Here is a 26953-nt window from a genome sequence, read left to right as displayed (position 1 = left end):
AATTAAAGAAGATTAGCTAACGAAAAATCTTCTTGTGGAAGATGAAATATTACGGATATAAACAATGTCAGTTTTGGTATTTCCTAATGCTGCCATTACATCATAAAACTCCGTTTCCATAGGAAAGTAAGCAACATAAACTCCGCCGTTATAGTTGAGTTTTTCTAATTTTAGAGTTTTAAAAATTTCCAGGAGGTTTTCTCTTGAACTTGGAGTATCAATCTCAATAATAAGATGGTTTTCCTCAGTATTCTTAAGATCAGAATTATCTTTGTATTGTCCGTTTTTCAGAAAAATCACTTTATCTGAAACCTTTTCCACTTCGTATAATTGTTGTGAACTTAAAATTAAAGCAATAGGATTGTTCACAGAATTGGCAAGAGCCTTCAAATCTTCCAGAATAACCTGTTGGGCAACAACATCGAGGTTAGCCAATGGTTCATCTAAAAGCAAAATCTCAGGTTTTCTTAAAAGAGTACGTGCCAGTTCAAAACGCATTTTATATCCAGAAGACAGCTCACTCCATTTCAGGTGTTTATAATTCCATAAACCAAGACGTGCGATCATCATCAATGTTCTGGTTTCATTCTCTTCGGGATTCACTCCATAGTTTGCAAGAACAAATTTCAGATTGTCTTTGAGACTTCCATACCATTTTGCTGTTCTTTGGGGAATATAGACCAATTTTGAACGAAGGTCATATTCATTTTTGGGTTCAGTTTTAAATGAATATTTTAATTGTCCCTGATTATGGGAAATTTCTTTGGCGAGAATCCTCAAAAGAGTCGTCTTTCCGTTTCCATTTTCCCCTACCAATCCATAAACCTGGCCCTTATTTATTTCCAATGAAACTGGCCCTAAAGAAAATCTGTTGCTTCCATAAGATTTTGAAATATGTGTCGCACAAAGTACAGAATTTTCCACGGGGTATTCTGAAACAGGAATTTGTTCAATTTTTTGAAGAAGATTTTTAGAGCTGATAATAAATTCTTCGATATGATCAGGATATTGTTCTTTCCAGTCGGTTAAAGCAATGGCCTCTTTGTAAATTTCCATATTTTGAGTGTCCATTGCACAATCTAGCAACTTTCTGAATCCAAGAACTATGTCTTTATTATCAAAAAAATGATAGACATCCGTGATTCTTTGCTGGTGTTTCGTCATTTAGTGTTTAATTATTAATTTTTTACTTTCTAAAGATATAAATTTTGAATGGTTTTAGTAATTCAGATAAATAAAAACACCAAAGCTTTTTATCACATAAAAAAGTTAATAAATAGAGGGTTTTTCTATTTTTCGAAAACCCCTCTATTTATTAACTTTTACATATTTTATTTCATTTTAATCCTCTCATTAACTATTTTGAAAATCCAATCTTATTATTCTGTTTTCCAAATGTGAAATCCAAATCCTTAAGTTTTTCAAAAAATTCAGGCTCACTTATAACTTCCATATTCTTCAGCCACACAAAATTATTGTACTGTTTTTCATAGTTTAAATTGGAGTTTACTTTTCCATAAGTTTCAATTAAATATTTATTTCTTTGCTTAAACATATTGGTAATGAAACTATTTACTTCTGTTTTATTCGGACTATCCTTATAAATCTTAATAAATTGATTATTCACAATATTTATTTTCCAAATATTTTCAATAGATCTTAAAGCAATAAAAAGTAATATTGTACCAACAATGAACCATGCAATGGAAGCTTCTCCTTCAACGGTTTGATCACCTTCAATAAATCTCCAGTAATACACCGCTCCAGATAATAAATAGAAAAAGGCAGAAACGCCAAAGAGTATTAGATTATTTGTCTTAACATCATATTTATTAGGTAGAATACTTTCATAACTGACATCAAACTCATTTTTATTCCCTAAATACCTTGTTTTTATATGAATTTTTGTGTCATAAAATTCTATTACTTGTTTTTTTAATAAATTTCTTTGAGATAATTTCATTTAAGACTAAACTTTATAAAATAGTAAATTTGATCAAGTATTCTTTGATTATACAATAGCTGCAGAACTCATCATAGACATATAATAGTTGGCACAATGCAACGAATTAATCAATAATAATTCTTTATTGGAAAGGGTATCAAAAGCAGGAGATGTAGTAATCTGATATTCATAATTCATGGTGCTCCATCTCAGATCCGGCTTCATCACTAAAAACTCAATTCCCTCTTCATCTGCCAGCACAAATGATTCTTTAAAAATACCTCTATGCTTAAAAACATAGCTTTTCTTCAAACTATTAAAGTAGGTCTGTACAACAATTTCTCCGTTCCAATTCATTCGGAACTTTAATAAAACACGCTCGTTGTCTTTTACTTCAATGGTTGTTCCCCAAAATCCTTTCGGCTCAATCTGATAACTGAGATCACTCACAATTTCCACTGTAGCATTAAACTTAAACCAACTTTTGTACATAAGTCTCCCGATTAGCTGATCGTCTTTTGTTACTTCAAAAGACAAAGCATTACTTGATTTTGCGTTATATTCTGCCATGGTTTTTAATTTGAAGAAATTTCTATTAGTTTTTTATTATTATTAACAGCTTGAATTTTAACGCTCTAATTTATAAATAAATCAGCAAAAAAAGATAACATATATTTAAATCAACTAAAAACCCCGTAAAAAACTTACGGGGTTAAAAATATCTGTTTTTCTAGTATTAAATACCTGTTATTCTTTGATCGTATTCAGGAAATCCTGGCTGTTAACGAGCTGATCTACAAGATTATCTATAGCTGGTGGAAGAAATTTCTCAAACTTAGCACCTTTTGTGTTTGCTTTTCCTGTTATCAAATCAGTCCATACAACTTTTCCATCATTGTCAATCAACTGAAATTTTACGGTGATCTGAGGAATAAGCTGAACAGTAGAAAATCCGGAAATGGCTTCATAATCCATTTTTTGCAATTCTGATTTTAATGTAAAACTTTTGTTATCGCTATTTAAGTTAACATTCTTTTCTTTAAGTCCATTTTTTATTGCATCAGTCAGAATTTCTGCAACAGGTTGTTCAGCCATATAGGCACCAGACATGGTTTGGTTGTACATATTTTTCTTATAGAAAATAACTTTGTTATCCTGATACCCTCTGGTATCTTTCATTGGATCGATTTGAACAACTTTACTGGAAGTTAATTTATTATCAATTTTTAAGTTGGATTGATAATTAATCTTCTGAACAGAATTAGATAATGCGCAGCTCGTTAAAGACGTTAACGAAACACTTAAAACAAGAATTTTAAATTTTGATTTCATTCAATTTTATTTAGTAAATTTTTAACGCGCTAAATTTACATATTTATCGAATTACTTTTATTCCCTTATAACCTAATTTTTATCCTGTTTTTTTGATAAAATAAAAAGAATGAATATTACAAAACATTTAAAAGCAGTTTTAAGAACCCCTATTTATTAATGTATTTCCAACTTTTCGATTCTTTTATATATCTCTCAACCGAGATTATTTCCTTTTGTATTATATCACTTCTAATCTCTTTTCCTTTGGTAAATTTTGTATAAACTATGACTTTCTGTGTAATTGGATAGATTACATACACAGAATCAAAAGTTTTTCCGCAGCTTTCATTAAAATAATCTTTTTCAACAATAATTTTCTTGATCTTTTCATTTTTTGAAAAAAAATATCTTCTGGTATAGTTCCCACATTCAGGATGACTAATGAATTCGAGACCCTTCAATTTTCCATTTTTCATGTATGCATAAGCAGGGTGTAATATGTCACCTTCAAATAGTACTTGATCAGCATCGGAAACAGAATTTTTAAATTCATCCTCAAATTCTTTACTATAATTAGAACATTGAAATAATAAAAATAAAGTTAAACCGTAAAATATCAATTTAATAGCGTGCTTCATGTATCTTTTTATGGAAAAGTATTTGACGTCATTCGAATTCCTACACAATAAAAATATGATTGCCTAAATTATACAAATAATTTGATTTTCAACAAAAAGCCTCGCAAGAAAACTTACGAGGCTTTAATGTATATTCGATTTTTACAGATTACATTGCATCCATTTTGAAAGTCATGCTTTCGATCACCTTCAAGATTGCTTCTACTGTATCCATTGATGTTAAACATGGTACTCCATTTTCAACACTCATTCTTCTGATCTGGAAACCGTCTCTTTCAACTTGTTTTCCTTTGGTCATTGTGTTGACTACATATTGTACTTTTCCTTTTTGGATCAGGTCGATAAGGTTTACATTTTCCTCACCGATTTTATATCCTATTTTGCAAGGAATTCCTTTTTCCTCAAAGAATTTAGCTGTCCCCTCTGTAGCCCAGATTCTGAATCCAACTTCATGGAATCTTGCCGCAAGGTCAGCAGCTTCTTCCTTATGCTTATCCGCTACTGTAAATAGAATAGAACCATGCATAGGAACTTTTCTTCCAGCTGCGATCAAGCCTTTGTAAAGTGCTTTCTCCAAAGTGGTGTCTTTCCCCATAACTTCTCCTGTAGACTTCATTTCAGGTCCCAGAGAGATGTCTACTTTCGTTAATTTTGAGAAAGAGAATACAGGAACTTTTACATAGACTCCTTCTTTATTAGGAACCAATCCGTTTTCGTATCCTAAATCTTTCAGCTTTTGACCTAAAATTGCTTTTGTAGCAAGGTTAGCCATTGGCACATCTGTAATCTTTGACAGGAAAGGAACCGTTCTTGATGAACGTGGATTTACTTCGATCACAAAGACATTTCCTTCGAATAGAACATACTGGATGTTCATTAATCCGATGACATTTAATCCTTTTGCTAACCTTTGAGTATAGTCTACCAGAGTATCGATTTCTTTTTGAGAAACATTCTGTGGTGGATATACCGCAATAGAATCCCCGGAGTGAACCCCTGCTCTTTCGATGTGCTCCATAATTCCCGGAATGACTACCGTTTCTCCATCGCAGATCGCATCTACTTCAACTTCTTTTCCAGTAATATAACGGTCTACCAATACCGGATGTTCCGGGCTTGCATCTACCGCAAATTCCATATAATGTGCTAATTCAGCCTCGGTGTATACAATTTCCATTGCTCGTCCTCCTAATACATAACTCGGACGTACCAAAACCGGATATCCGATTTCGTTGGCAATTTTGATTGCTTCTTCCTTAGAGGTTGAAGTTTTTCCTAAAGGCTGAGGAATTCCCATTTCCTGTAGGGCTTTTTCGAATTTATCTCTGTTCTCAGCTCTGTCAAGATCTTCCAGTGAAGTTCCTAAGATCTTCACTCCATAGCTTGCCAGTTTATCTGCCAGATTAATTGCTGTCTGTCCTCCAAACTGAACAACTACTCCCATTGGCTTCTCAAGGTCGATGATGTTCATTACATCTTCCTCCGTTAAAGGTTCGAAGTATAGCTTATCTGAAATTGAGAAATCTGTAGAAACCGTTTCAGGGTTGTTGTTGATAATGATCGCTTCATACCCCATTTCTTTGATTGCCCATACTGAGTGCACTGTTGCATAATCAAATTCTACCCCTTGTCCGATTCTGATCGGTCCGGAACCTAAAACAATTACTTTTTGTTTATCAGAAACTATACTTTCGTTTTCCTCTTCATAAGTTCCGTAGAAGTAAGGTGTTTCACTTTCAAATTCTGCGGCGCAGGTATCTACCATTTTATAAACTGGTACTACTCCGTTTTCTTTTCTGAAATTATACACCTCTCTTTGTGTTGATTCCCATAAGTGAGCGATATTCTGATCTGAGAAACCTAATTTTTTAGCTTGAATTAAAATCTCCTTGTCAAATTTATGCTCAGCAATTGTTTTTTCGAAGTCAACCAGTTTTTTTAGTTTATAAATGAAGAATTTATCAATCTTACTCCATTCTACAATCTGTTCCCAGTCATATCCTCTTCTTAAGGCATCACATATGATGAATAGTCTTTCGTCATCACAAACTCTGATTCTTCTTTCGATATCTTCCGGAGTTAATGCTGCAGCCTGTTTTGTTTTTAATCCTAAATGTCTTAAACCTGTTTCCAGGGAGCGAACTGCTTTCTGTAAAGACTCTTCGAAGTTTCTTCCGATCGCCATCACTTCTCCGGTAGCTTTCATTTGTGTCGAAAGTCTTCTGTCAGCAGTTTCGAATTTATCGAATGGGAATCTAGGAAATTTAGTTACCACATAATCCAATGCGGGTTCAAAACAAGCGTATGTTTTTCCTGTAACAGGATTCATGATCTCATCCAATGTAAGTCCAACTGCAATTTTAGCAGCAATCTTGGCAATCGGATATCCTGTTGCCTTACTTGCTAAAGCGGATGATCTGGAAACCCTTGGGTTTACTTCGATGATATAGTATTCGAATGAGTGTGGGTCTAAAGCCAGCTGAACATTACATCCTCCTTCAATTCCTAATGCTCTGATGATTTTCAGAGAAGCATTTCTCAATAATTGATATTCTCTGTCGGAAAGTGTCTGTGAAGGAGCTACAACAATTGAATCTCCTGTGTGAACTCCTACCGGATCTATATTTTCCATGTTACAAACCACAATTGCATTATCGTTCGCATCACGCATTACTTCATATTCAATTTCTTTGAAACCTGCAATTGATTTCTCAATAAGACATTGCGTTACCGGACTGTATTTTAATCCTAATTCAGCGATCTCTTTTAGTTCAGTTTCATTGGAAGCGATTCCTCCTCCGGTTCCCCCCATTGTAAAGGCTGGACGAACAATAACCGGATATCCGATTTCTTCAGCAAAATTAAGCGCTCCTTCCACTGTGTTTACAATATCAGATTCAGGAACCGGCTCATTCAACTCTCTCATCAGTTCACGGAACAAATCTCTGTCTTCCGCTCTGTTGATCGCTGAAAGTTTAGTTCCCAGCACTTCAACTTTACATTCTTCAAGAATCCCTGATTTTTCCAATTCTACCGCCATATTCAATCCGGTTTGCCCTCCCAGAGTAGGAAGTAACGCATCCGGACGTTCTTTTCTGATGATATGACTTACAAACTGAAGTGATATCGGCTCGATATACACTTTATCAGCGATCTCCACATCCGTCATAATCGTTGCAGGATTTGAGTTGATCAAAATTACCTTGTAGCCCTCTTCTCTCAAAGACAAACAAGCCTGCGTTCCTGCATAATCGAATTCCGCTGCCTGCCCAATAATAATAGGACCGGAACCGATTACCAAAATTGTTTTTATATCTGTACGTTTTGCCATTTTTCTTTTTTTAGATACAAGATGTTAGATATCAGATTTCAGACATCCAACATTGTGTTTTACTTTTTTAAATTAGATTTGAATGTATAAATCATTCTTTGAATTTCATTTAGCTGTGATATTAAACCATCAACCTTCTCTTCATTTAGTAGTTCTAACTCTTTCGTTAAAATAAGCTGAGTCTGCAATTCAAAAGAGGATGCGTTTGCTATACCCAGAAAATGATAAAATTCTCTATCATTATTTCTACCAGCTCCTTCAGCTATATTTGACGGAACAGAGATTACAGACCTCTTAATTTGAGAAACCAAACCAAACTTTTCATCCTTTGGCAAATCTGCACAGATGATATAAACTTCCTTTGCAAGCTGTATTGATTTTTGCCAAAAAAGTAATTTCTCAAAATTGTGCATATCCCATTTAATTAATTTTCAAAAGTCTGATGTCTGATGTCTAATATCTGAAATCTTTTTTACTTCTTAAAGTCCTCCATTAAATCAATAAACTCGTCAAACAAATAGTTTGCGTCCTCAGGGCCCGGGCTTGCTTCCGGGTGATACTGAACGGAGAAGCAAGGGTGGATTTTGTGTTTTAATCCTTCATTTGTTCTGTCGTTAAGAGCGATGTGTGTTTCGATAAGGTCTGTTCCTTTAAGGCTTTCCTGATCTACTGCATAACCGTGGTTCTGTGAAGTGATCGAAACTTTGTTTTTCTCTAAATCTAAAACCGGGTGGTTTCCTCCTCTGTGCCCGAATTTCAGTTTGAATGTTTTTGCGCCACAAGCTAATCCTATTAACTGGTGCCCCAAACAAATTCCAAAGATTGGAACTTTTCCTAAAAGACCACGGATCATTTCTAATGCCTGTTGATTATCTTCCGGGTCACCAGGGCCATTTGAAAGCATAATCCCGTCCGGATTCATTAACAAGATCTCTTCAGCTGTGGTATCGTGTGATACTACAATGATATCACAGTTTCGTTGAGAAAGTTCTCTGATGATTCCTAATTTTGATCCGAAATCTACCAAGACTACTTTGAAGCCTCTTCCCGGATTCGCATAAGGAGTTTTTGTAGAAACTGTTTCTACCTGATTGGTTGGGAAAATTGTTCCTTTCAATTCTTCAACAATTGTGTTTTCATCTGCATCAGCATTCACAATTTTACCTTTCACTACTCCGGAGTTACGAAGAATTCTAGTCAGTCTTCTTGTATCAATTCCTGAAATTCCTGAAAGATTTTTCTTCTTGAAAAGTTCATCTAAAGTAATCTGAGTCCGGAAATTAGAGGGTAGATCACAAACTTCCTTCACAATAAGACCTTTAATAGCAGGCTCAATGCTTTCATAATCGTCCCGGTTGATCCCATAATTTCCGATCAATGGATACGTCATACATACAATCTGACCACAATAAGATGGGTCGGAAATCAATTCTTGATATCCCGTCATTCCGGTATTGAAAACTACTTCTCCTGATGTTTCCAATTCAGCTCCGAAACCTTCTCCGTTAAAAACCTCTCCGGATTCTAATATTAACTTCTTTTTCATTTTTATTTTTGTTGTATAGTGTATTCATGTATTAACGTACTAACGATTTCATGAATACCTTTTACATTAATACTTTTTACAATAATTATTTAAATTTAAATCCTTTTTCTTCCAGTGCATTTTTCAATATTGCCATTCTTGCAAAGACCCCGTTCTGCATTTGCTTGAAGATCCTGGAGCGCTCACACTCTACCAAATCAGTATCAATCTCCACCCCTCTGTTGATCGGTGCCGGGTGCATAATGATTGCACTATTTTTCATTACTTTTTCCCTTTCTTTTGTCAAACCATATCTTCTGTGGTATTCAGAAGCGGAGTAACTCATCTTGGCGTCATGTCTTTCATGTTGAATTCTCAAGAGCATGAGCACATCTACCTCAGCGATCAACTGATCGACAGGTAAGTAAGTTCCATTGATTAAGGCTCCTTCATCAAACCAATCCTCAGGTCCGGAAAAATATACTTTAGCACCTAGTCTTCTTAATGCCTCTGCGTTAGAGTTTGCAACTCTGCTGTGTTTCACATCTCCAACGATTCCTATTTTAAGCCCTTCAAATTTTCCAAATTCCTGATGGATCGTCATCAGGTCAAGCATACATTGCGATGGATGATTTCCTGTTCCGTCGCCTCCATTGATCACCGGAATACTGATATTTTTCAATTCTTCGAAAAAACCATCTTTTTTATCTCTTATTACGACCAGATTCACTCCGATACTTTCAATTGTTTTTACGGTATCGTATAAACTCTCTCCTTTATTGACTGAACTGTGTGAAGCATCAAATGGAACTACCTGTAAACCCAATTTTCTTTCAGCTACATCAAAGCTTGTTTTTGTTCTCGTACTGTCTTCAAAAAACAGATTTGAACAAAAAACTTCACCTTCAATTTTTGCAGTTTTTCCATTTGCAAAAGCCAGTGCTTCGGCCAGTATACTGTTGATTTTCTCGGTACTTAGTTCTGTAATCGTAAACATAATATCTTAATTTTTTTACATAAAAAAAGCGAAGACAAAATCTTCGCTTAATAACAATAAATATCGTAAAGGGCGCTGTCGCCCGGTAAATCTAATGATATAAATACTCTTTTATTCATTAGGTGCAAAGATATAACAATTAACCGAATTGACAAAACTAAAGTTCTAAAAAAATTAAAAAACTTCAATCATACTTTATTCTCATTTTTTCTTAATATTTTTGTTAAAATTGAAATTGATCACATGGATGCCAAAGACAAAATGATTCTCAGTATTATTCAGGAAGACTCCACTTTATCTGTAAAGGAAATCTCCGAGAAGATTGGTCTTACCTTCACTCCAACGTATGAACGAATCAAGCAATTAGAGAAACAGGGAGTCATAGAGAAATATGTAGGTCTTCTAAATCGTGAAAAATTAGGACTCAATATTGTTGTCTATTGTAATGTCCGTCTTAAAGAACAATCCAAAAAAGTATTGGAAACCTTTGAGAAAAACATCAGTAAATATGACGAGGTTCAGGAAATCATAAGCCTTTCCGGGGAATATGATTATATGTTAAAGATCATAGCTAAAGATATCAACTCCTATAATGACTTTGCAGTAAGCGTCATCTCTAATATTCCTAATATCGGACAATATCATAGCTCCATTGTTTTACATGAAGTGAAGAAATCAACAAAATTTAAAATTGATTTGGCTTAATTTTTCTCCTTCATAAGAGCAAAATGGCAAATTTGCTACATTGCCATTCTCCTATTTCGCCATTCTGCCTTTTTGCCTTTAATTAAAATTACATTTAACCTAATATTTTATTTTTCAGTTTATTAAACTGGTAACTCACTTTATCCAGACAGAGATTCCCTATACTTCCCTGGTGGGTCTGATTCAGGTTTCCAATTTCAAAATCAAATTCATCATTTTCTATTTCCTTTCCTACCTTAATATAAGCATCGCGGAAAGAACTGCCTTTCTTAATCTCTTCATTGATTTTCTCTACACTGAAAAGGTATTTGTATTTGCCTTCCTCCAAAATACCATTTCTAACCTTAATATGAGGTACCGTATAATTTAAGATCTCCAGGCATTCTTTTAGAGAATCGATACCCGGAAAGAGAATCTCCTTAGTCAGCTGCACATCTCTGTGATATCCTGACGGTAGATTATTGGTTAATAGAATAAGCTCATTTGGTAATGATTGAATCCGGTTACATCTTGCGCGTACCAATTCGAAAATATCCGGATTCTTTTTATGTGGCATGATGCTACTTCCCGTTGTAAATTCCTGGGGAAAGCTTATGAAATCAAAATTCTGACTCAAATACAAGCATACATCATAAGCAAATTTACCAAGAGTTCCAGCTAATGTCGCCATTGCCATTGCCAGCATTTTTTCAGATTTTCCACGGGTCATCTGAGCATATACCGCATTGTAATTCATCGTCTGAAACCCAAGATGATAGGTCGTACTCTCCCGGTCTATCGGAAAAGATGAACCATATCCCGCTGCTGAACCTAAAGGATTTTTATTAATTATATTTTTTACTGAATACAGCATTTCAACATCATCTAATAAAGCTTCAGCATACGCCCCAAACCACAATCCAAAAGACGAAGGCATCGCAATTTGTAAATGGGTATAGCCGGGAAGTAAAACATTTTTATGCTGTTCCGCCAACCCTATCAGCAACTGAAAAAACTGGTCAGTAAGACTTGCTATTTCGCGGATCTCATCCAGCAGATATAATTTAATGTCCAGTAAAACCTGATCGTTTCGTGATCTTGCAGTATGGATTTTTTTTCCTGTGTCTCCTAATTTTTCAATTAAGATGGCTTCAATCTGAGAATGGATATCTTCAGCTTCTTTATCAATTTCAAAGCTTCCATTTTCAATATCTTCTAATATCATCGACAGTACAGAAGTCATCTGTTCTGATTCTTCGTTGGAAATAATTCCAACTTCTGCAAGCATTTTACCGTGCGCCATAGAGCCTTTAACATCATATTTCGCTAATCGCTCATCGAAATCAAGGTCTTTTCCTACTGTAAACTGATTGACTAATATATTGGTGGCAAGATCATCTTTCTGCCATATCTTTTTCATAATGGTTTATTTAAAATATTATTGTATAATTTGATTTTGGATCAAGTCTGTTAAAATATTGTTTTGTACCCAGCATGATATTCTCAACTTCCTGAAAAAAACCTTACCATGTTCCACATTCAACTAAGTCTTTCATTTTTAATTGTCTTTTTGCATAAATCTTATTAAAAACTGCTACTTCATGATGATCATGCTGAGTGGGTCAAAACATTTTTTTTAGATTCCAGATGCTAGATTTCAGATTTCAGACAATCTGGTCTATAAAAACATATGGTGTCTCTTTACAGCACTTTTTCCAAAATCCGGATATAAATATCAATACCCTCTTTTATTTCATTGAGCTCTATAAATTCGTCCGCTGTATGAGAGCGCCTACTGTCTCCGGGTCCCATTTTAACCGATGTACATGGAATGATTGCCTGATCCGAAGAGGTGGGAGAGCCATAAGTTGTCCTTCCTATCGCCAGACCTGCCTGTACAAAAGGGTGATCTAATTCTATTTTAGAAGAATTCAACCTGAAAGATCTGGCGGTCAGGTTTGATTTCATTTGGGACTGAATGATTTCAAAAGCTTCTTCGTTGCTATATTCATCAGTAACCCTCACATCTAACGTAAAATTACATGCTTCCGGAACCACATTATGCTGAACCCCGGCATGAATACCCGACAGGGTAATTTTCACTTCTCCAAGGTAATCTGAAACCTTTGGGAATTTGAAAGTGGTGATATGTTGGAGATCTTTCATACATTTCACAATGGCATTATCATCATTAGGATGAGCAGCATGAGAAGGGGTTCCCTTCATTTCGCCGTCAATAACCAAAAGACCTTTTTCAGCGATAGCCAAATTCATTTGTGTAGGTTCTCCCACAATAGCCAATTCCACATTCGATAGTTGGGGAAACAAAGCTTCAATTCCATCAAATCCTGAAATCTCCTCCTCTGCTGTAAGAGCAATAATTAGATTATATTTTAAATTTTCTCTTTCGTAGAAATGTAAAAATGTTTGCGCTAAAGAAACGAGCGAAGCTCCGGCATCATTACTTCCCAATCCATACAATTTTCCATCTTTCTCAATGGCTGCAAACGGATCCAACGTATACGCTTTATTAGGCTTTACCGTATCATGATGAGTATTCAATAATACAGAAGGCTTTGACGGGTCAAAATATTTATTAGCCGCCCAGATATTATTTTTAAAACGTTTTACAGAAACCTGATGCTTCTGAAAAAAATCCTCAATAATGACAGAAGTATTATATTCATCTTTGCTGAATGAAGGAGTTTCAATCAGTTTTTTCAACAGTTCAATTGCCTTATTGAACAATTCCTCTTGACTATAAACAGATTTCAGTGCCTCCATGATGATTTTCTATATGGTTTTTCAATTGGGTTTCTTTAATTAAGAAAACTTTATTTACATTATTATTAATTGCTCCAAGTGCATTTTCAAGCTTAGGTAAAATTCCTTTATGCAGCTTCCCTTCTTCTTTTAAGATAGAAAAGTCATCCCGAGATACACTTTTAATAACAGAATCAGGATCGTCTACATTTTCCAATACTCCTTCTTTGTCAAAACAGTATAGCAATTCCACATCATACTTTGCTGATAAAGACTGTGCAATTACCGATGCAATCGTATCGGCATTGGTATTAAAAAGATTTCCTTTTTTATCATGCGTAATCGCAGAAAATACAGGAACAAGCTCCAACTTAATTAATTTTGAAATCAGCTTGTTATTGACGCTTTTCTTCTCAATATCTCCCACAAATCCGAAGTCAATTTCTGCATCCTCTCTTTTTTTAGCTTTAATTAAGTTCGCATCAGCCCCCGAAAATCCTATCGCCTTGCATTTTTTCTGCTGAAGTTTTGCCACAATATTTTTGTTTATTCCTCCTGCATAAACCATGGCTACAATATCCAGTGTATCTTTATCCGTGATTCTTCGTCCATTGATTAATTTCTGCTCAACTCCCAGTTTATCAGCTAATGTTGTCGCCAGTTTTCCACCTCCATGAACAAGGATCTTCTTTTCCTTAATATCAGAAAACTGCTCTAAAAACTGATTTAATAATTCTTCATCATCAATTAAAGCACCTCCTATTTTTACAACAAAAAGTTTATCCTTCATGATCCGTTATTTACTCTGGTTAATTTCATCTAAAATTTCACTGAACACAGCCTGTGCAGAGAAAATACGGTTTTTAGCCTGTTGATAAATAATAGAATTTCCACCATCCATTACTTCATCACTCAATTCTACATTCCGACGAACAGGAAGACAATGCATTACTTTTCCATTATTCGTTCCTTTCAACTTTTCAGCCGTTAACATCCAATTATCTTTTACTTCAGGCATTGCTGCATAATCTTCAAAAGACGACCAGTTTTTAACGTATATAAAGTCGGCATCCTTTAAAGCCTCATCCTGATCATGAACCACCTTTGTATCTTTTGTAAAGTTTTTATCTAAATCATAGCCTTCCGGGTTAGCAATAACAAAATCTACATCCATCTCCTGCATCCATTCTGTAAAAGAATTTCCTACAGCCTGAGCGATTGGCTTAATATGCGGCGCCCACGTCAATACCACCTTTGGCTTACGTTCTTCTTTCCAATTTTCAGTAATCGTAATGCAATCTGCTAAACTCTGCAATGGATGACGTGTAGCCGATTCCAGAGAAATAACAGGAACGGTTGCATGTTTCTGAAACTGGCTCAGAATGCTCTCGTTCACATCGTCTTCCTTAGATTTCATTCCTGCAAAGCAACGAACCGCAATGATATCGCAATATTGATTTAATACTTCGATCGCATCTTTAATGTGTTCTACAGTATCCCCGTTCATGATTGCTCCATCTGCAAATTCCAGATTCCAGGCTTCCTGTGCAGCATTTAATGCAATAACATTCAATCCTAAATTTTGCGCTGCAATCTGACTGCTTAAACGTGTTCTTAAACTTGAATTCAAGAATACCAGTCCTATTGTTTTCCCCTTCCCTTTTTCAGTTTCCGAATGGGGATTTTCTTTTATTTGTAAAGCTTTTTTTATGATTTCCTGTAAGTTTTCAATATCACTCACAGTGGTAAAATTTTTCATTTGATTAATTTATTTAATGGTCAGTTGACTCTTATTTTTATTTTTTCTAACCCTGACTATAACTGCAGTGCTTAGATTCCTACGGAATGACAAACATCAAATTATATCCTACATTAGTCCATTCACAATTTCGCAATTTCACGATTTTACGATTCAGCAATTCAGCGATTTAGCCTTTTCGCTACTCTCTTACAATCCCCTCAACACTTCTTCCAAAGCATTAATGAAAAGATCCGTTTCCTCTTTCCTTATATTAAGTGCGGGAAGAATCCTCAGCACGGCCTTATCATTAGAATTTCCAGTGAAAATATGATGATCATAAAGCAGGCTTTTCCTCACCTCAGCACAATCTCTGTCCAGCTCTATTCCGATCATCAATCCTTTCCTTCGAATAGATTTAATATGAGAAAAATCTTTAATTTCATTTTCTATATAATTACCCATGCTTTCTGTATTTCCGATAAGGTTTTCATCTTTTATGACATCTAAAACAGCTATAGCTGCGGCACAAGCCAGATGATTCCCTCCAAAAGTAGTTCCCAGCAAACCATTGCTTGCTTCAAATTTCGGATGGATCAATACACCTCCTATTGGAAAACCATTTCCCATCCCTTTTGCCGTGGTAATAATATCCGGCTGAACATTAAATTCCTGGTGCGCAAAGAAATAACCAGATCTTCCATAACCGGATTGTACTTCATCTAAAATTAAAACAGCCTCATATTGTTCACACAATTCTTTTATTTTCGATAAGAATTCCGAAGTGGGAATCATAATTCCTCCGACTCCCTGAATTCCTTCAATGATCACTGATGAAATATCATTTCCCTGAGTTTTAAAAATATTCTCCAGTTGTTCAATATCATTCCATTCCGATTTGATAAATCGCTCAGAATAATTAACCGGTGCCACTATTTTTGGATTATCAGTTACTGAAACAGCCGCAGAAGTTCTTCCATGAAATGATCCTGAAAAATAAAGCACTTTAGTCTTTCCATTATGAAAAGAAGCCAGTTTTATAGCATTCTCATTTGCTTCTGCCCCTGAATTACATAGGAAAAGATTATAATCCTCATATCCGGACAATGCTCCTAATTTATAAGCAAGCTCTGTTTGCAGTTCATTTTGAACAGAATTGGAATAAAAAGAAATTTTATCTAGTTGATCTTTCAGTTTTTCCTGATAATAGGGATGATTATGACCAATGGAAATCACTGCATGGCCTCCATAAAAATCGAGATATTTTTCCCCTTTGTCATCCCAAAGAAATGATCCCTGAGCTTTTACAGGATTGATATTGAATAGCGGATATACGTTAAATAAGTTCATTTTTTTTAAGTTGAAAGTTGTTTGTTAAGAGTTCCGAGGTTCGAGATGCGGGTTGCGAGATCCGAGGTACAAGCTTTGAGGTTTATACTGAGTTAAGAAATAAAAGATTGTAGATTTTAACTGATATAAAAGCGATTTTGCAATTCAGCAATTTTGCGATTTCACAGTCGTTAAAATCCTATTCCCTTCAATTTCAGTCCCAAATTCTCTTCCCATCCCATCGCAATATTCATGTTCTGAACCGCCTGCCCGGAAGCTCCTTTTAACAAATTGTCGATCGCTGAATGAATAACAACTACATTTTCATTCTTTTCTATATGAATCACACAGCGATTTGTATTGACAACCTGTTTTAGATCAATTGCCCTGTCATGTACCTTTACAAAAGGCTCAGCTGCATAAAATTCCCTGTACAATTGTTCAATATCTGAAAGCTCTAAATTTAATTTAACTGTCGAGCTTGTAAAAATCCCCCTTGTAAAATCTCCACGCCATGGAACAAAATTGAGAGTCACCTCTTTATCATTCCGAGAATTTAATTGTTGTAAAATCTCATCTACATGTTGATGCGTAAGGGTCTTGTAAGCAGAAATATTATCATTTCTCCACGTAAAATGCGTGGTCGCCTGTAAAGACTGCCCCGCTCCTGTAGATCCGGTAATACCAGTTGTATACACCTCATTTAATAATCCTTTTTGAGCTAAGGGAAGCAATGCCAGTTGAATAGCCGTTGCAAAACACCCCGGATTGGCAATACTTTTAGCACCTAAAAGATTTTTTTTATTGATCTCAGGTAGTCCATAGATAAAATTTCTATTTCCAAAAACACCCTCTAAACGAAAATCATTTCCAAGATCAATCACCAATGTATCATCAGAAACAGTATTTTGATTCAGCCAATTCTGACTTTCCTTATGAGGCAAGCACAGAAAAACAATATCGACAGATGAAGGTTTATCCGTTAAAACCAATTCACAAACCGTCGCTAAATCCGGGTACAGATCCGAAATCTTTGTACCCGAATTAGAACGACTATATAAAAAACTCAATTCAATATTGGGATGAAAAGCCAACAGACGCACCAATTCACTACCGGTATATCCGTTAGCACCTACAATTCCTACTGTTTTCATATTTTCACTCCGTTAATCTGGTGATAAATATTCAGTGAATTGCTAACGATTTTGGTATATCCTTTCACATCATCTCCACTCCAGGCTCTGTTTGCTTCTCCATAACTACCGAATTTGTCAGACATCAAATCATGTTGAGATTCAATACCATTTAAAACAAATCTGTAAGGATGAAGTGTTAGAAAGACCTTCCCTGTTACGGTCTCCTGAGAATCCGTCAGAAATGACTCTATATTTCTCATGACAGGATCTAAGAACAATGCTTCATGCAGCCAGTTTCCATACCAGTCTGACAACTGCGACTTCATCATTTGCTGATATTTTGATAAAGTATGTTTTTCCAGTAAATGATGCGCCTTAATAATCACAGATGCTGCTGCCGCTTCAAATCCGACTCTGCCTTTAATTCCTACAATCGTATCTCCTACATGAATGTCACGACCGATTCCGTAAGCAGAGGCTAACTGTTCAATCTTTTGGATGGCATATACAGGATGGCTGAAATATTCACCATTCACTGCTACCGGCTCACCATTTTTATATTCAATTTCCAGTTCGGAAGGCTGTGTCTCTTTAATTTGGGACGGAAAAGCTTCTTCAGGCAGATTACTTCTTGAAGTCAATGTTTCTTTTCCACCTACAGAAGTTCCCCACAATCCTTTATTAACCGAATATTGAGCCTTCTGAAATTCCATTTCATAGCCATACCCTTTCAGAAACTCAATTTCTTCTTCGCGGGACAAAGCCATGTCCCGGATAGGCGTAATAATTTCCACTTGAGGAGCCATTACCTGGAAGATCAGATCAAAACGAACCTGATCATTCCCGGCACCTGTACTTCCGTGTGCAATAGCATCCGCTCCTATTTCCAGTGCGTACTTGGCGATTTCCTGAGCCTGAATCGTACGTTCAGCACTTACAGAAAGCGGATAGGTATTATTTTTCAATACATTTCCAAAGATCAGATACTTTACACATGAATTATAGTAATCTTCCTGAGCGTCAATACACCTGTATTCCTTCACCCCTAAATTAAGGGCTTTGATTTCAAGTTCTTTTTCTTCTTCTTTAGAGAAACCTCCTGTATTCACAGTTACTGCATACACCTCATATCCCAGAGTTTCACTAAGATATTTAGCACAGTAAGAGGTATCCAAACCACCACTAAACGCTAAGATTACTTTCTTTTTCATCGGTCTTCTTTTTCGTATTGTTACTTGTATAATTCGATTCACCGGACGCTATTTGTTCTGAAGACAAAAAGCTGACCTGGTTTATTTCATTGTTATATTCATTTTGAGGATGATCATTCTCAACCTCATTAACTTTATTATCTTTTGGAACGAACAACATTGCTGTACATAAACAATTCTTTCGTTCTTTCTTCATTAAAATTTCATAGTTCACACAATTCTTACAACCATTCCAAAATTCCTCATCCTGGGTCAATTCAGAATAAATAACCGGCTTATATCCTAAATCACTGTTGATTTTCATAACTGCCTGCCCTGTCGTTAATCCAAATACCTTTGCAGCCGGATACTTTTCCCTCGATAACCGGAACACTTTATTCTTTATTAAAGTAGCAACACCTCCGTTCCTGTATTTAGGTGAAACGATAAGTCCCGAATTGGCAACAAACTGACCATGGGACCAGGTTTCTATATAACAGAATCCCACCCATTCTCCGTTTTCAGTTGCAACCACGGCATTACCCTCTGAAATCTTTTTACTTAAATATTCTATGGAACGTTTTGCGATCCCCGTCCCTCTCCGTTGTGCAGAATCATACATTTCCTGCTGTATTTCACTCACATACATTAAATGTTCGCATGAGGAAATTTCTATTTCCATTTATTTATCTGAATTTTTTGGCAAATTTAAAGCATAATAACTTTAATAACCAAATAAAAAAGATATTTTTTTTGTTTTAATCAATTTTACAAGATAATATATCTTATCAGAAATATATAACTTTGCTAAATTATTATATATTTGCTAAAATACTATATATGGAGAATAAATGTCCCAAATGCAAAAGCACTCATCTTGTAAAAAGCGGAGTCATTAACGAGAAACAAAGATTCCATTGTAAGGATTGTAATTATTATTTTACAGTAAAAAAAATAGGAAAACAAATTGATGATTACTACGTAACAAAAGCACTTCAATTGTATCTTGAAGGTCTAAGTTTTCGCGAAATAGAAAGAATCATTGGGGTATCTCATGTAACCATCAGTTCATGGATCAAAAAATACAATATCACACGACCTCCCCATTCCGAATTTCATCCTGTCTATAAAATCTTAAAGCAAAATGAATTAATCGAGTATATGTCCAATGAGGACAACATAAAAGATTCAGGGCTTATTATTACTCAGTTTGCAGATAAGTATATGTTGATTAAGTGGGAGAGATTTAAGAAGTAACTAATGTAAAATTGCGAAATTGCTGAATTGCAAAATCGCTTTTATATCAGTTAAAATCTACAATCTTTTATTTCTTAACTCAGTATAAACCTCGAAGCTTGTAACTCGGATCTCGCAACCCGCATCCCGAACCTCAAACCCCGGAACTATTAACAAACACTTTCAACTCTCCATTTTCAACTTTCAACTAATAACCAGCAACTTATAAAAAAGCTATATGCTTAGCACTAATATATATTAAATTTTCACAACTAAATTATTAATTACAATTTGGCTTTCACAAAATTAACGCCAAAAAATTGATAATTTATGAAGAAAATACTCATTTTTATTGGATTAGCTCTAATCAGTAATTCTCTATACGCTCAAGGATCACCAGATTATGGAAATGGATTAAAAATAAATCTGAATCCTGAAGGAGATAAATTTGTCAGATTTATTTTATGGGATCAATTCTGGTTGAGGAACTCCCAAATGAATCCAGGCAGTATGGTTGGGGGTGACCCCACAGACAATACCTGGAGTGTTGGAAACCGAAGACTCAGAGCATTAACCTATGCTCAGATCACTAAAAGATACATGATCCTGCTTCATTTTGGAATCAATAATCAAACTTTTATTAATGGCGGAGCACCGGGGACAACCGGAACGGGAGGAAATGGAAACGGAAAAAAAACCCAGCTTTTCTTTCATGATGCCTGGAATGAATATGCTGTTCTTATGCCTGGAGAAGCAGGAAAATTCAGTTTAACACTGGGAGCCGGCTTGCATTACTATATGGGTTTATCCAGGATGACAATGGCTTCGACACTTAATTTTCTTACCCTTGATTCCCCTGTCTTTTCATGGCCCCTGATCGATAGTTCTGATCAGTTTGCAAGACAGCTGGGTATGTTTGCCAAAGGAAAATATGGAAAACTTGAATACCGATTCAGCTTGAACAAACCTTTTGCAACGGATCTGGTTCCTGTAAACGTTACAGATCCTTCAAAAGCGGTTGCCGTAGATAATAACGGCAATCCAAGCTTTTCTAAAGCCGGATACGTTGAATACCAATTTCTGGATCAGGAATCCAACACCCTCCCCTTTAAAGTTGGATCCTACCTTGGAACGAAAAAAGTATTTAATGTAGGCGCGGGTTTTTATCATCAGGCAGACGGAACAAGAACTTCAGTAAATTCTAACATAGAGAAACACGATATTACACTATTGTCTGTTGACGCGTTTGCAGATATCCCATTAGGAAATGCTAAGAATAAAATGGCCGTTTCAGCCTACGCCGGTTATTATAACTATCAATTCGGACCTAATTATGTTAGAAATTTAGGTACAATGAACATTGCTGCAACAGATCCTAATTTCGTCGGGCAAAAAGCAATTGCCGGCCCTGGAAATTTACAACCGACCATTGGAACAGGTAATATTACCTACGCACAGGCAGGCTTATTATTACCAAGCCAGGCAGAGAAACCGAAGATCAGGATCCAGCCTTTTGCAGCTTATACCCACAAAAACTTTGAAGCTTTTGATAAATCTTCCTCTCAATTCGACGTTGGCGCCAACTGGTTTATTGATGGACACCATGCAAAAATTACAACCCAATACTCAACAAGGCCGGTCTACACCAACCCTACTGAACGTCCAAAATCAAAAGGAGAATTTATTGTTCAGTTTCAAATCTATTTATAAATATTTTGCGAAAAGGCGAAAAGGCAAAAGGCGAAATAGCAGAATAGCAATTTAGCAAATTTGCGATTTTAACTTAAGATTTCTCTTACCCTCGAAATGACAGCGGCGTACTAAATCGAACGATTTAAATTCAGCGATTCAGCAAATTTGCCATTTTGCCTTAAAAAAAACATTTAATTAACAAACAAAAATCAAGTGATATGAGCGAAACCCATCATGAAAGCTATGAAAATATGACCGACAAGCAGAAAAACAGAACCATCTGGGGTGTTATTACTGCATCATCACTCGGCACATTGATAGAATGGTATGATTTCTATATTTTCGGAAGTCTGGCTGTTGTTCTGGCCACTAAATTCTTTCCTTCAGACAATCCTACTGCAGCATTTTTATCTACCTTGGCTACTTTCGCCGCAGGATTTGTCGTACGTCCTTTTGGGGCATTATTCTTTGGGAGATTAGGAGATATTATCGGGAGAAAATACACGTTCCTGGTTACCTTACTGATCATGGGATTTTCCACTTTCCTTATCGGATGTATTCCGAGTTATGAAACCATCGGATTCATGGCTCCCGTTTTAGTTTTGATACTAAGGTTATTACAGGGATTAGCATTGGGAGGTGAATATGGAGGAGCGGCCACCTACGTTGCAGAATATGCACAACCTCATCGAAGGGGATACTGGACATCATGGATCCAAACTACGGCTACAGCAGGACTATTCATTTCATTGATCGTTATTTTAATTACAAAAAATACGCTTTCAGCAGAAGAGTTTGACGGTTGGGGCTGGAGGGTTCCATTTTGGATCTCCATTTTAATGGTGGGTGTCTCTTATGTGATCAGAAAAAACATGAAAGAATCTCCCCTTTTTGCAAAGGCTAAAAGTGAAGGTAAAACATCCAAAAATCCTTTAAAGGAAAGCTTTGGAAATAGATACAATTTCAAATTTGTTTTGCTGGCCCTGTTCGGAGCCGCCATGGGACAAGGGGTTATCTGGTATACAGGACAGTTTTATGCAATGAGCTTCCTGCAAAAGGTAATGAACGTTGAATCTTCACAGGTCGATTCATTAATGGCTACGGCACTACTTCTGGGCACTCCATTCTTTGTATTCTTTGGATGGCTTTCTGATAAAGTAGGTCGAAAAGCAATTATGATGACAGGAATGCTGGTTGCAATTTTAGCTTACCGCCCGATCTATGACAGCATGTACAAAAGTGTTAATCTCGAAAATAAGACGGTTGCTACCAATGGAATTACAGAAAAGAGAACCGCTAAAATCCATAAAGACATTGCAACCGACAGCTTGGTTACTTTCCATAAAGAAACGCTGTTTACAGATGGTACTTTACTCAAAAAGGACAGCATCGTCCATTGGTCTGCCAATGGTCCGGTAATAAAAGACGGGAAAGCAGAGGAACCAAAAGTGTCACAATCTTTAAAACTGAGTGACGATACGAAATGGTACCTGGTCTTCCTGGTGTTTATCCAGGTGATATTTGTGACCATGGTCTATGGCCCGATAGCAGCATTTCTTGTAGAAATGTTTCCGGTAAGGATTCGTTACACCTCCATGTCGCTACCATATCACATTGGAAATGGAGTATTTGGAGGACTACTCCCGGCTGTTGCCACTTATCTGGTAACATCAGGAAAAGACGCAGGACATCCTACCTGGTATTTACAGGGGCTCTGGTATCCTATTGGTGTCGCAGCGGTCTGTTTATTGATCGGATTATTTTATCTTAAAAATAAGAATAATAATATCCACGATTAGACACTGAATCACTCAAAATTTTATTAATTTTAAAACTACTAAAATGAACGGATTAAAAAAAATATTAGGCATTCTATGGATTTTAATTGCTTTAGTCGTGGGGTATTTCGGGATTACCGTATTGGGTATACCGAAAATCACTTCAGGAAAGCAGGAGGATCTGGTTTTTGGCATTATCATTCTTTTTGTTTTGATGCCAATTATTTCCGGTGGACTTGCCATTTTTGGATATTACGCCTTAACAGGAGAATATTCTGATGATAAAATATAATTAAATTATAAGAGGTAAAAGATAATTGATGAACTATATTGTAATCATTCATCAATTATCTTTTTTATCAACACCCCTATGAAGAAGAGACACGAACAAAAACTGATCATCCTCAGCATTAGCCTGCTAATAGCTTTCAGTATTCCCATTTCTTTGTTGTTTAACAGTGACAAAGAAACTTTTGGCTATCCTGTCATTTTGATTTATATATTCGCTGTCTGGATGATCTCTATCATTATATCTTTTATAATTGTGAAAAAATATGATGAATGAGTAGCTTCGCTTTATTTATAGTAGTCCTGCTCTATCTTGCTCTTCTTTTCCTGGTGGCCCATCTGGCGGAAAAGAAAAAAAGCAAGTTATGGATCAACAACCCTTACATCTATGCTTTATCACTGGCTGTTTACTGTACAGCATGGACCTATTACGGAAGCATAGGGGTTGCGGCTACAAGTGGATTAAATTACTTACCGATTTACGTAGGACCTATTATCGTTATCCCTGCATGGATTTTCATTAATACAAGGATTGTAAGGATTTCCAGAATCAATAAAATAAGCAGCCTTGCTGATTTCATCTCTCTCAGGTATGGAAACAGCAGGAATTTCAGTGCTATTATCACCATTGTCTGTCTGTTAGCTGTCATCCCTTATATTGGATTACAGATCAAAGCGATTTCTGAAACTTTTCATTTGGTCACAAAAACTGCAACATCCCAGAATATACTGACTGATAATGCAACATTCGTTGTTGTTCTTATCGCTCTATTCTCATCCTATTATGGAACCCGGTATGTAGATGCTTCAGAAAAACGCCTTGGTATTATATCCGCTATAGCTCTGGAGAGTTTTTTAAAACTATTTTTTATTATTATTCTTGGACTTTTTGTGATCTATTTTGCTTTTGACGGCTTTTCGGACATCTATGAAAAGGCAAGTAAATTCGAAGATTTTAAACAGAAAAATACATTTAACGGAATTGAAGGCGCCCTGAACTGGATGATTTTATGCATGATTTCAGGAACTGCTATTTGCATTCTTCCAAGGCAATTCCACACTGCTATTGTAGAAAACAGACAGGAAAAACATATAAAAACAGCAATCTGGTTTTTCCCGCTTTATCTTTTAATTTTCACTATTTTTATTTTTCCGATCGCCTGGGGTGGAAGGCTTATTTTCGATGGGCAAAATGTAAATCCTGAGTTTTATTCTATATTAATTCCGCAACATTTCGACAATTCATTGATCACCGTTTTGGTTTTTCTGGGTGGGCTGAGTTCCTGCATCTCAATGATCATTATATCGGCTATCACTTTATCGATTATGCTTTCCAACAACCTCATCATTCCCTATGGCCTTCTTGGAAAATTTAAATCTGAAAGCGAAACCCAAAACACCAGAAACATCACTAATATCAGGAAAATAAGCATTTTTGCTCTGATTATTATGGCTTTTGCCTTTTACAAATATTTCATCCTTAAAACTTCACTGGACTCTGTAGGACTGATCTCTTTTGTGGTAATCGCCCAATTAGCCCCCGCTTTTTTCGGTGCTTTATTCTGGCGCAGAGGAACTTACAAAGGAGCCTTAATCGGACTTCTTGCAGGATTGGCAATTTGTTATTTCGGATTAATCATTCCGCAATATTATTTTTCTTATAATCAGGAACTCAAAGGAGTCCTAAGAGATATCTATCATATTTTTGATGTTTTTAGAATTCCTTATTTAAGCAGAATCCCTGAGATTTTCTTCTGGTCCCTATTAACTAATACAGGATTATTTACCATTATTTCAGTCAGTGTCAAGGGAAATTACAGGGAAAGAAATTTTGCAGAACTCTATGTAGATGTCGACAAATACATTCAAAACCATGAGAATGCTTTTATCTGGCGCGGTACTGCTTATGTTTCAGATATTAAAAATATTCTGGAACGGTTTTTAGGTAAGAAGAAAACAGAACAGGCCTTAAGGATCTTTAATTTAAAATATAACATTGATTCACAAACCGAAACTGCCGACTCAAGGTTTATCAAGTTTTCTGAAAATCTTTTGGCTGGAAGAATTGGGACGGCTTCAGCAAAAATACTGATCGAAGGGGTAACCAAGGAAGATAAAATATCTTTAAAGGAGGTTTTGAATATTTTAGAAGAATCAAAAGAGAATATCATTTTAAATAAAAAGCTGACTGAAAAATCAGAAGAACTCAAGCAACTTTCCGAAGAGCTAACGGTAGCCAACGAGAGCTTAATGATCAAAGATCGTCAGAAAGATGATTTCCTGGATTCTGTTGCTCATGAGCTAAGAACACCCATCACAGCAATTCGTTCGGCCGGAGAGATTTTGGCCGATGACGATGATATTCCTTTGGATATCAAAAAAGAGTTTTTAAACAATATTATTACAGAATCTGACCGTTTAAGTGAAATCATTAATGATATTCTATATCTTGATAAATTAGAACATGGGGAAATAGCCCTGAATATCAGGCAAAATAATATTAATGAAACTTATAGAAAAGCTCTCAACCCACTTCTTCACTTGATACAGCAAAAAGATATCCATGTAAAAGATGTAAACCTACTGACCAACCACGTATTTGAATATGATGAAGCAAGATTAATTCAGTTATTTCAGAATATCCTGGGAAATGCCCTCAAATTTGCAGATGAAAAGGGAACAATACAAACTGAGTTTTCTATACGGGAAGACAGGTTGATCATAACTATATTTAATACCGGAAAAACAATTCCTGAAGAAGATCTGAAAATGATCTTCAACAAGTTTTATCAATCTAAAAATCAGAATATTTTAAAACAAACAGGAAGCGGACTTGGTCTTGCTATTTCAAAACAGATCGTTGAAGCACATGGCGGTTTGATATATGCCGAAAATAGTGGTTCGGGTGTAACTTTCACCATAAGCCTTCCGGAAAGTATAACTAAAAATGAAATTGAAAAGCAACAATAACACAATATGAAAAAGATAATCATTGCAGACGATGAACATAAAATTTTAATGTCCCTGGAATATAGCTTCAAAAAAAATGGGTATGAGGTATTCATTGCCCGTGACGGGACGGAAGTGCTGGACTTTCTGAAAACGATGGTTCCTGACGTCATCCTATTGGATATTATGATGCCTAATCTCGATGGATACAGTACCCTGGAAGTAATCAAAGAGCAGGAACGCCTGAAAAATACAAAAGTGATCTTCCTGAGTGCGAAAAACAATCCAAAAGACATTGAAAAAGGGCTGGAAATGGGAGCAGATGCTTATGTTACCAAACCATACTCTATCAAGAAACTCATGCAGCAGATTGAGGAATTGTTTGAAGCGTGAGAATTAAGTTGAAAATTAAAAATTGAA

At 35.8% G+C, this 26953-nt stretch carries 24 protein-coding genes; 7 read left to right on the top strand and 17 right to left on the bottom strand.

The window, feature by feature from the left end:
* Positions 1 to 12 precede the first annotated feature (12 nt).
* From CEY12_RS00515 to CEY12_RS00475, 9 genes are all read right to left on the bottom strand, one after another.
* Positions 13 to 1164, bottom strand: a complete 1152-nt coding sequence (locus tag CEY12_RS00515; protein ID WP_089025833.1) for an ATP-binding cassette domain-containing protein — start codon at positions 1162 to 1164, stop codon at positions 13 to 15.
* A gap of 193 nt (positions 1165 to 1357) precedes the next feature.
* Positions 1358 to 1963, bottom strand: coding sequence for a hypothetical protein (locus CEY12_RS00510; protein WP_089025832.1), 606 nt, complete (start codon positions 1961 to 1963; stop codon positions 1358 to 1360).
* Between the two features lie 48 nt (positions 1964 to 2011).
* Positions 2012 to 2515, bottom strand: coding sequence for a hypothetical protein (locus CEY12_RS00505; protein WP_089025831.1), 504 nt, complete (start codon positions 2513 to 2515; stop codon positions 2012 to 2014).
* Between the two features lie 177 nt (positions 2516 to 2692).
* Complete coding sequence (locus CEY12_RS00500) at positions 2693 to 3277, bottom strand: hypothetical protein (RefSeq protein WP_089025830.1); 585 nt, start codon at positions 3275 to 3277, stop codon at positions 2693 to 2695.
* Between the two features lie 149 nt (positions 3278 to 3426).
* On the bottom strand, positions 3427 to 3897 hold the full coding sequence (locus tag CEY12_RS00495) for a hypothetical protein (protein ID WP_089025829.1): 471 nt from the start codon (positions 3895 to 3897) through the stop codon (positions 3427 to 3429).
* Positions 3898 to 4045: 148 nt separating this feature from the next.
* Positions 4046 to 7228 (bottom strand): carbamoyl-phosphate synthase large subunit, encoded by a 3183-nt coding sequence (gene carB / locus CEY12_RS00490; RefSeq protein WP_089025828.1) that lies wholly within the window; start codon positions 7226 to 7228, stop codon positions 4046 to 4048.
* Between the two features lie 59 nt (positions 7229 to 7287).
* Positions 7288 to 7641, bottom strand: coding sequence for a four helix bundle protein (locus CEY12_RS00485; RefSeq protein ID WP_089025827.1), 354 nt, complete (start codon positions 7639 to 7641; stop codon positions 7288 to 7290).
* A gap of 59 nt (positions 7642 to 7700) precedes the next feature.
* The gene (locus CEY12_RS00480) at positions 7701 to 8774 is read right to left on the bottom strand and encodes a carbamoyl phosphate synthase small subunit (protein WP_089025826.1); all 1074 of its coding nucleotides are present in this window, start codon (positions 8772 to 8774) and stop codon (positions 7701 to 7703) included.
* Between the two features lie 85 nt (positions 8775 to 8859).
* Positions 8860 to 9750 carry an aspartate carbamoyltransferase catalytic subunit gene (locus tag CEY12_RS00475; protein ID WP_089025825.1) on the bottom strand — a complete coding sequence of 297 codons (891 nt, stop codon included), beginning with the start codon at positions 9748 to 9750 and terminating at the stop codon, positions 8860 to 8862.
* 243 nt (positions 9751 to 9993) lie between these two features.
* On the opposite strand from CEY12_RS00475, the gene CEY12_RS00470 reads away from it, so the two are divergent.
* Complete coding sequence (locus CEY12_RS00470; RefSeq protein WP_089025824.1) at positions 9994 to 10455, top strand: Lrp/AsnC family transcriptional regulator; 462 nt, start codon at positions 9994 to 9996, stop codon at positions 10453 to 10455.
* Positions 10456 to 10549: 94 nt separating this feature from the next.
* Here CEY12_RS00470 and argH read toward each other — a convergent pair whose 3' ends face one another.
* The 8 genes from argH to CEY12_RS00430 form a co-directional block, all read right to left on the bottom strand.
* Positions 10550 to 11854 (bottom strand): argininosuccinate lyase, encoded by a 1305-nt coding sequence (argH, locus tag CEY12_RS00465; protein WP_089025823.1) that lies wholly within the window; start codon positions 11852 to 11854, stop codon positions 10550 to 10552.
* A gap of 281 nt (positions 11855 to 12135) precedes the next feature.
* A complete protein-coding gene (locus CEY12_RS00460; protein WP_089025822.1) occupies positions 12136 to 13218 on the bottom strand; it encodes a M20 family metallo-hydrolase in 1083 nt (360 codons plus the stop codon).
* Positions 13193 to 13987: an acetylglutamate kinase gene (argB, locus tag CEY12_RS00455; protein ID WP_089025821.1), complete on the bottom strand. Its 795-nt coding sequence runs from the start codon at positions 13985 to 13987 to the stop codon at positions 13193 to 13195. The genes CEY12_RS00460 and argB overlap by 26 nt, the downstream gene beginning before the upstream one ends.
* A gap of 6 nt (positions 13988 to 13993) precedes the next feature.
* Positions 13994 to 14956: an N-acetylornithine carbamoyltransferase gene (locus CEY12_RS00450; protein WP_089025820.1), complete on the bottom strand. Its 963-nt coding sequence runs from the start codon at positions 14954 to 14956 to the stop codon at positions 13994 to 13996.
* A 189-nt stretch (positions 14957 to 15145) separates the two neighbouring features.
* Complete coding sequence (locus tag CEY12_RS00445; RefSeq protein WP_089025819.1) at positions 15146 to 16285, bottom strand: aspartate aminotransferase family protein; 1140 nt, start codon at positions 16283 to 16285, stop codon at positions 15146 to 15148.
* A gap of 170 nt (positions 16286 to 16455) precedes the next feature.
* On the bottom strand, positions 16456 to 17418 hold the full coding sequence (gene argC, locus CEY12_RS00440) for an N-acetyl-gamma-glutamyl-phosphate reductase (RefSeq protein WP_089025818.1): 963 nt from the start codon (positions 17416 to 17418) through the stop codon (positions 16456 to 16458).
* The gene (gene argG / locus CEY12_RS00435; RefSeq protein WP_089025817.1) at positions 17415 to 18611 is read right to left on the bottom strand and encodes an argininosuccinate synthase; all 1197 of its coding nucleotides are present in this window, start codon (positions 18609 to 18611) and stop codon (positions 17415 to 17417) included. Before argG ends, argC begins: the two co-directional genes overlap by 4 nt.
* Complete coding sequence (locus CEY12_RS00430; protein ID WP_089025816.1) at positions 18583 to 19272, bottom strand: GNAT family N-acetyltransferase; 690 nt, start codon at positions 19270 to 19272, stop codon at positions 18583 to 18585. Before CEY12_RS00430 ends, argG begins: the two co-directional genes overlap by 29 nt.
* A 158-nt stretch (positions 19273 to 19430) precedes the next feature.
* On the opposite strand from CEY12_RS00430, the gene CEY12_RS00425 reads away from it, so the two are divergent.
* From CEY12_RS00425 to CEY12_RS00395, 6 genes are all read left to right on the top strand, one after another.
* Entirely contained in the window at positions 19431 to 19847 is a 417-nt protein-coding gene (locus CEY12_RS00425; RefSeq protein WP_089025815.1) for a terminase gpP N-terminus-related DNA-binding protein, read from the top strand.
* Positions 19848 to 20156: 309 nt separating this feature from the next.
* Complete coding sequence (locus CEY12_RS00420) at positions 20157 to 21536, top strand: porin (RefSeq protein WP_089025814.1); 1380 nt, start codon at positions 20157 to 20159, stop codon at positions 21534 to 21536.
* 200 nt (positions 21537 to 21736) lie between these two features.
* Positions 21737 to 23317, top strand: a complete 1581-nt coding sequence (locus CEY12_RS00415; RefSeq protein ID WP_089025813.1) for an MFS transporter — start codon at positions 21737 to 21739, stop codon at positions 23315 to 23317.
* A gap of 43 nt (positions 23318 to 23360) precedes the next feature.
* A complete protein-coding gene (locus tag CEY12_RS00410) occupies positions 23361 to 23588 on the top strand; it encodes a DUF6814 family protein (RefSeq protein WP_089025812.1) in 228 nt (75 codons plus the stop codon).
* A 269-nt stretch (positions 23589 to 23857) separates the two neighbouring features.
* The gene (locus CEY12_RS00400; RefSeq protein WP_089025810.1) at positions 23858 to 26554 is read left to right on the top strand and encodes an ATP-binding protein; all 2697 of its coding nucleotides are present in this window, start codon (positions 23858 to 23860) and stop codon (positions 26552 to 26554) included.
* Positions 26555 to 26560: 6 nt separating this feature from the next.
* Complete coding sequence (locus CEY12_RS00395) at positions 26561 to 26926, top strand: response regulator transcription factor (protein ID WP_089025809.1); 366 nt, start codon at positions 26561 to 26563, stop codon at positions 26924 to 26926.
* The last annotated feature ends 27 nt before the right edge of the window (positions 26927 to 26953 follow it).

Origin of the sequence: Chryseobacterium sp. T16E-39, from assembly GCF_002216065.1 — a bacterium.
Taxonomy (GTDB): Bacteria; Bacteroidota; Bacteroidia; order Flavobacteriales; family Weeksellaceae; genus Chryseobacterium.
Note: the sequence above shows the minus strand (reverse complement) of the source record. Positions and strands in the feature narration are given on the sequence as shown.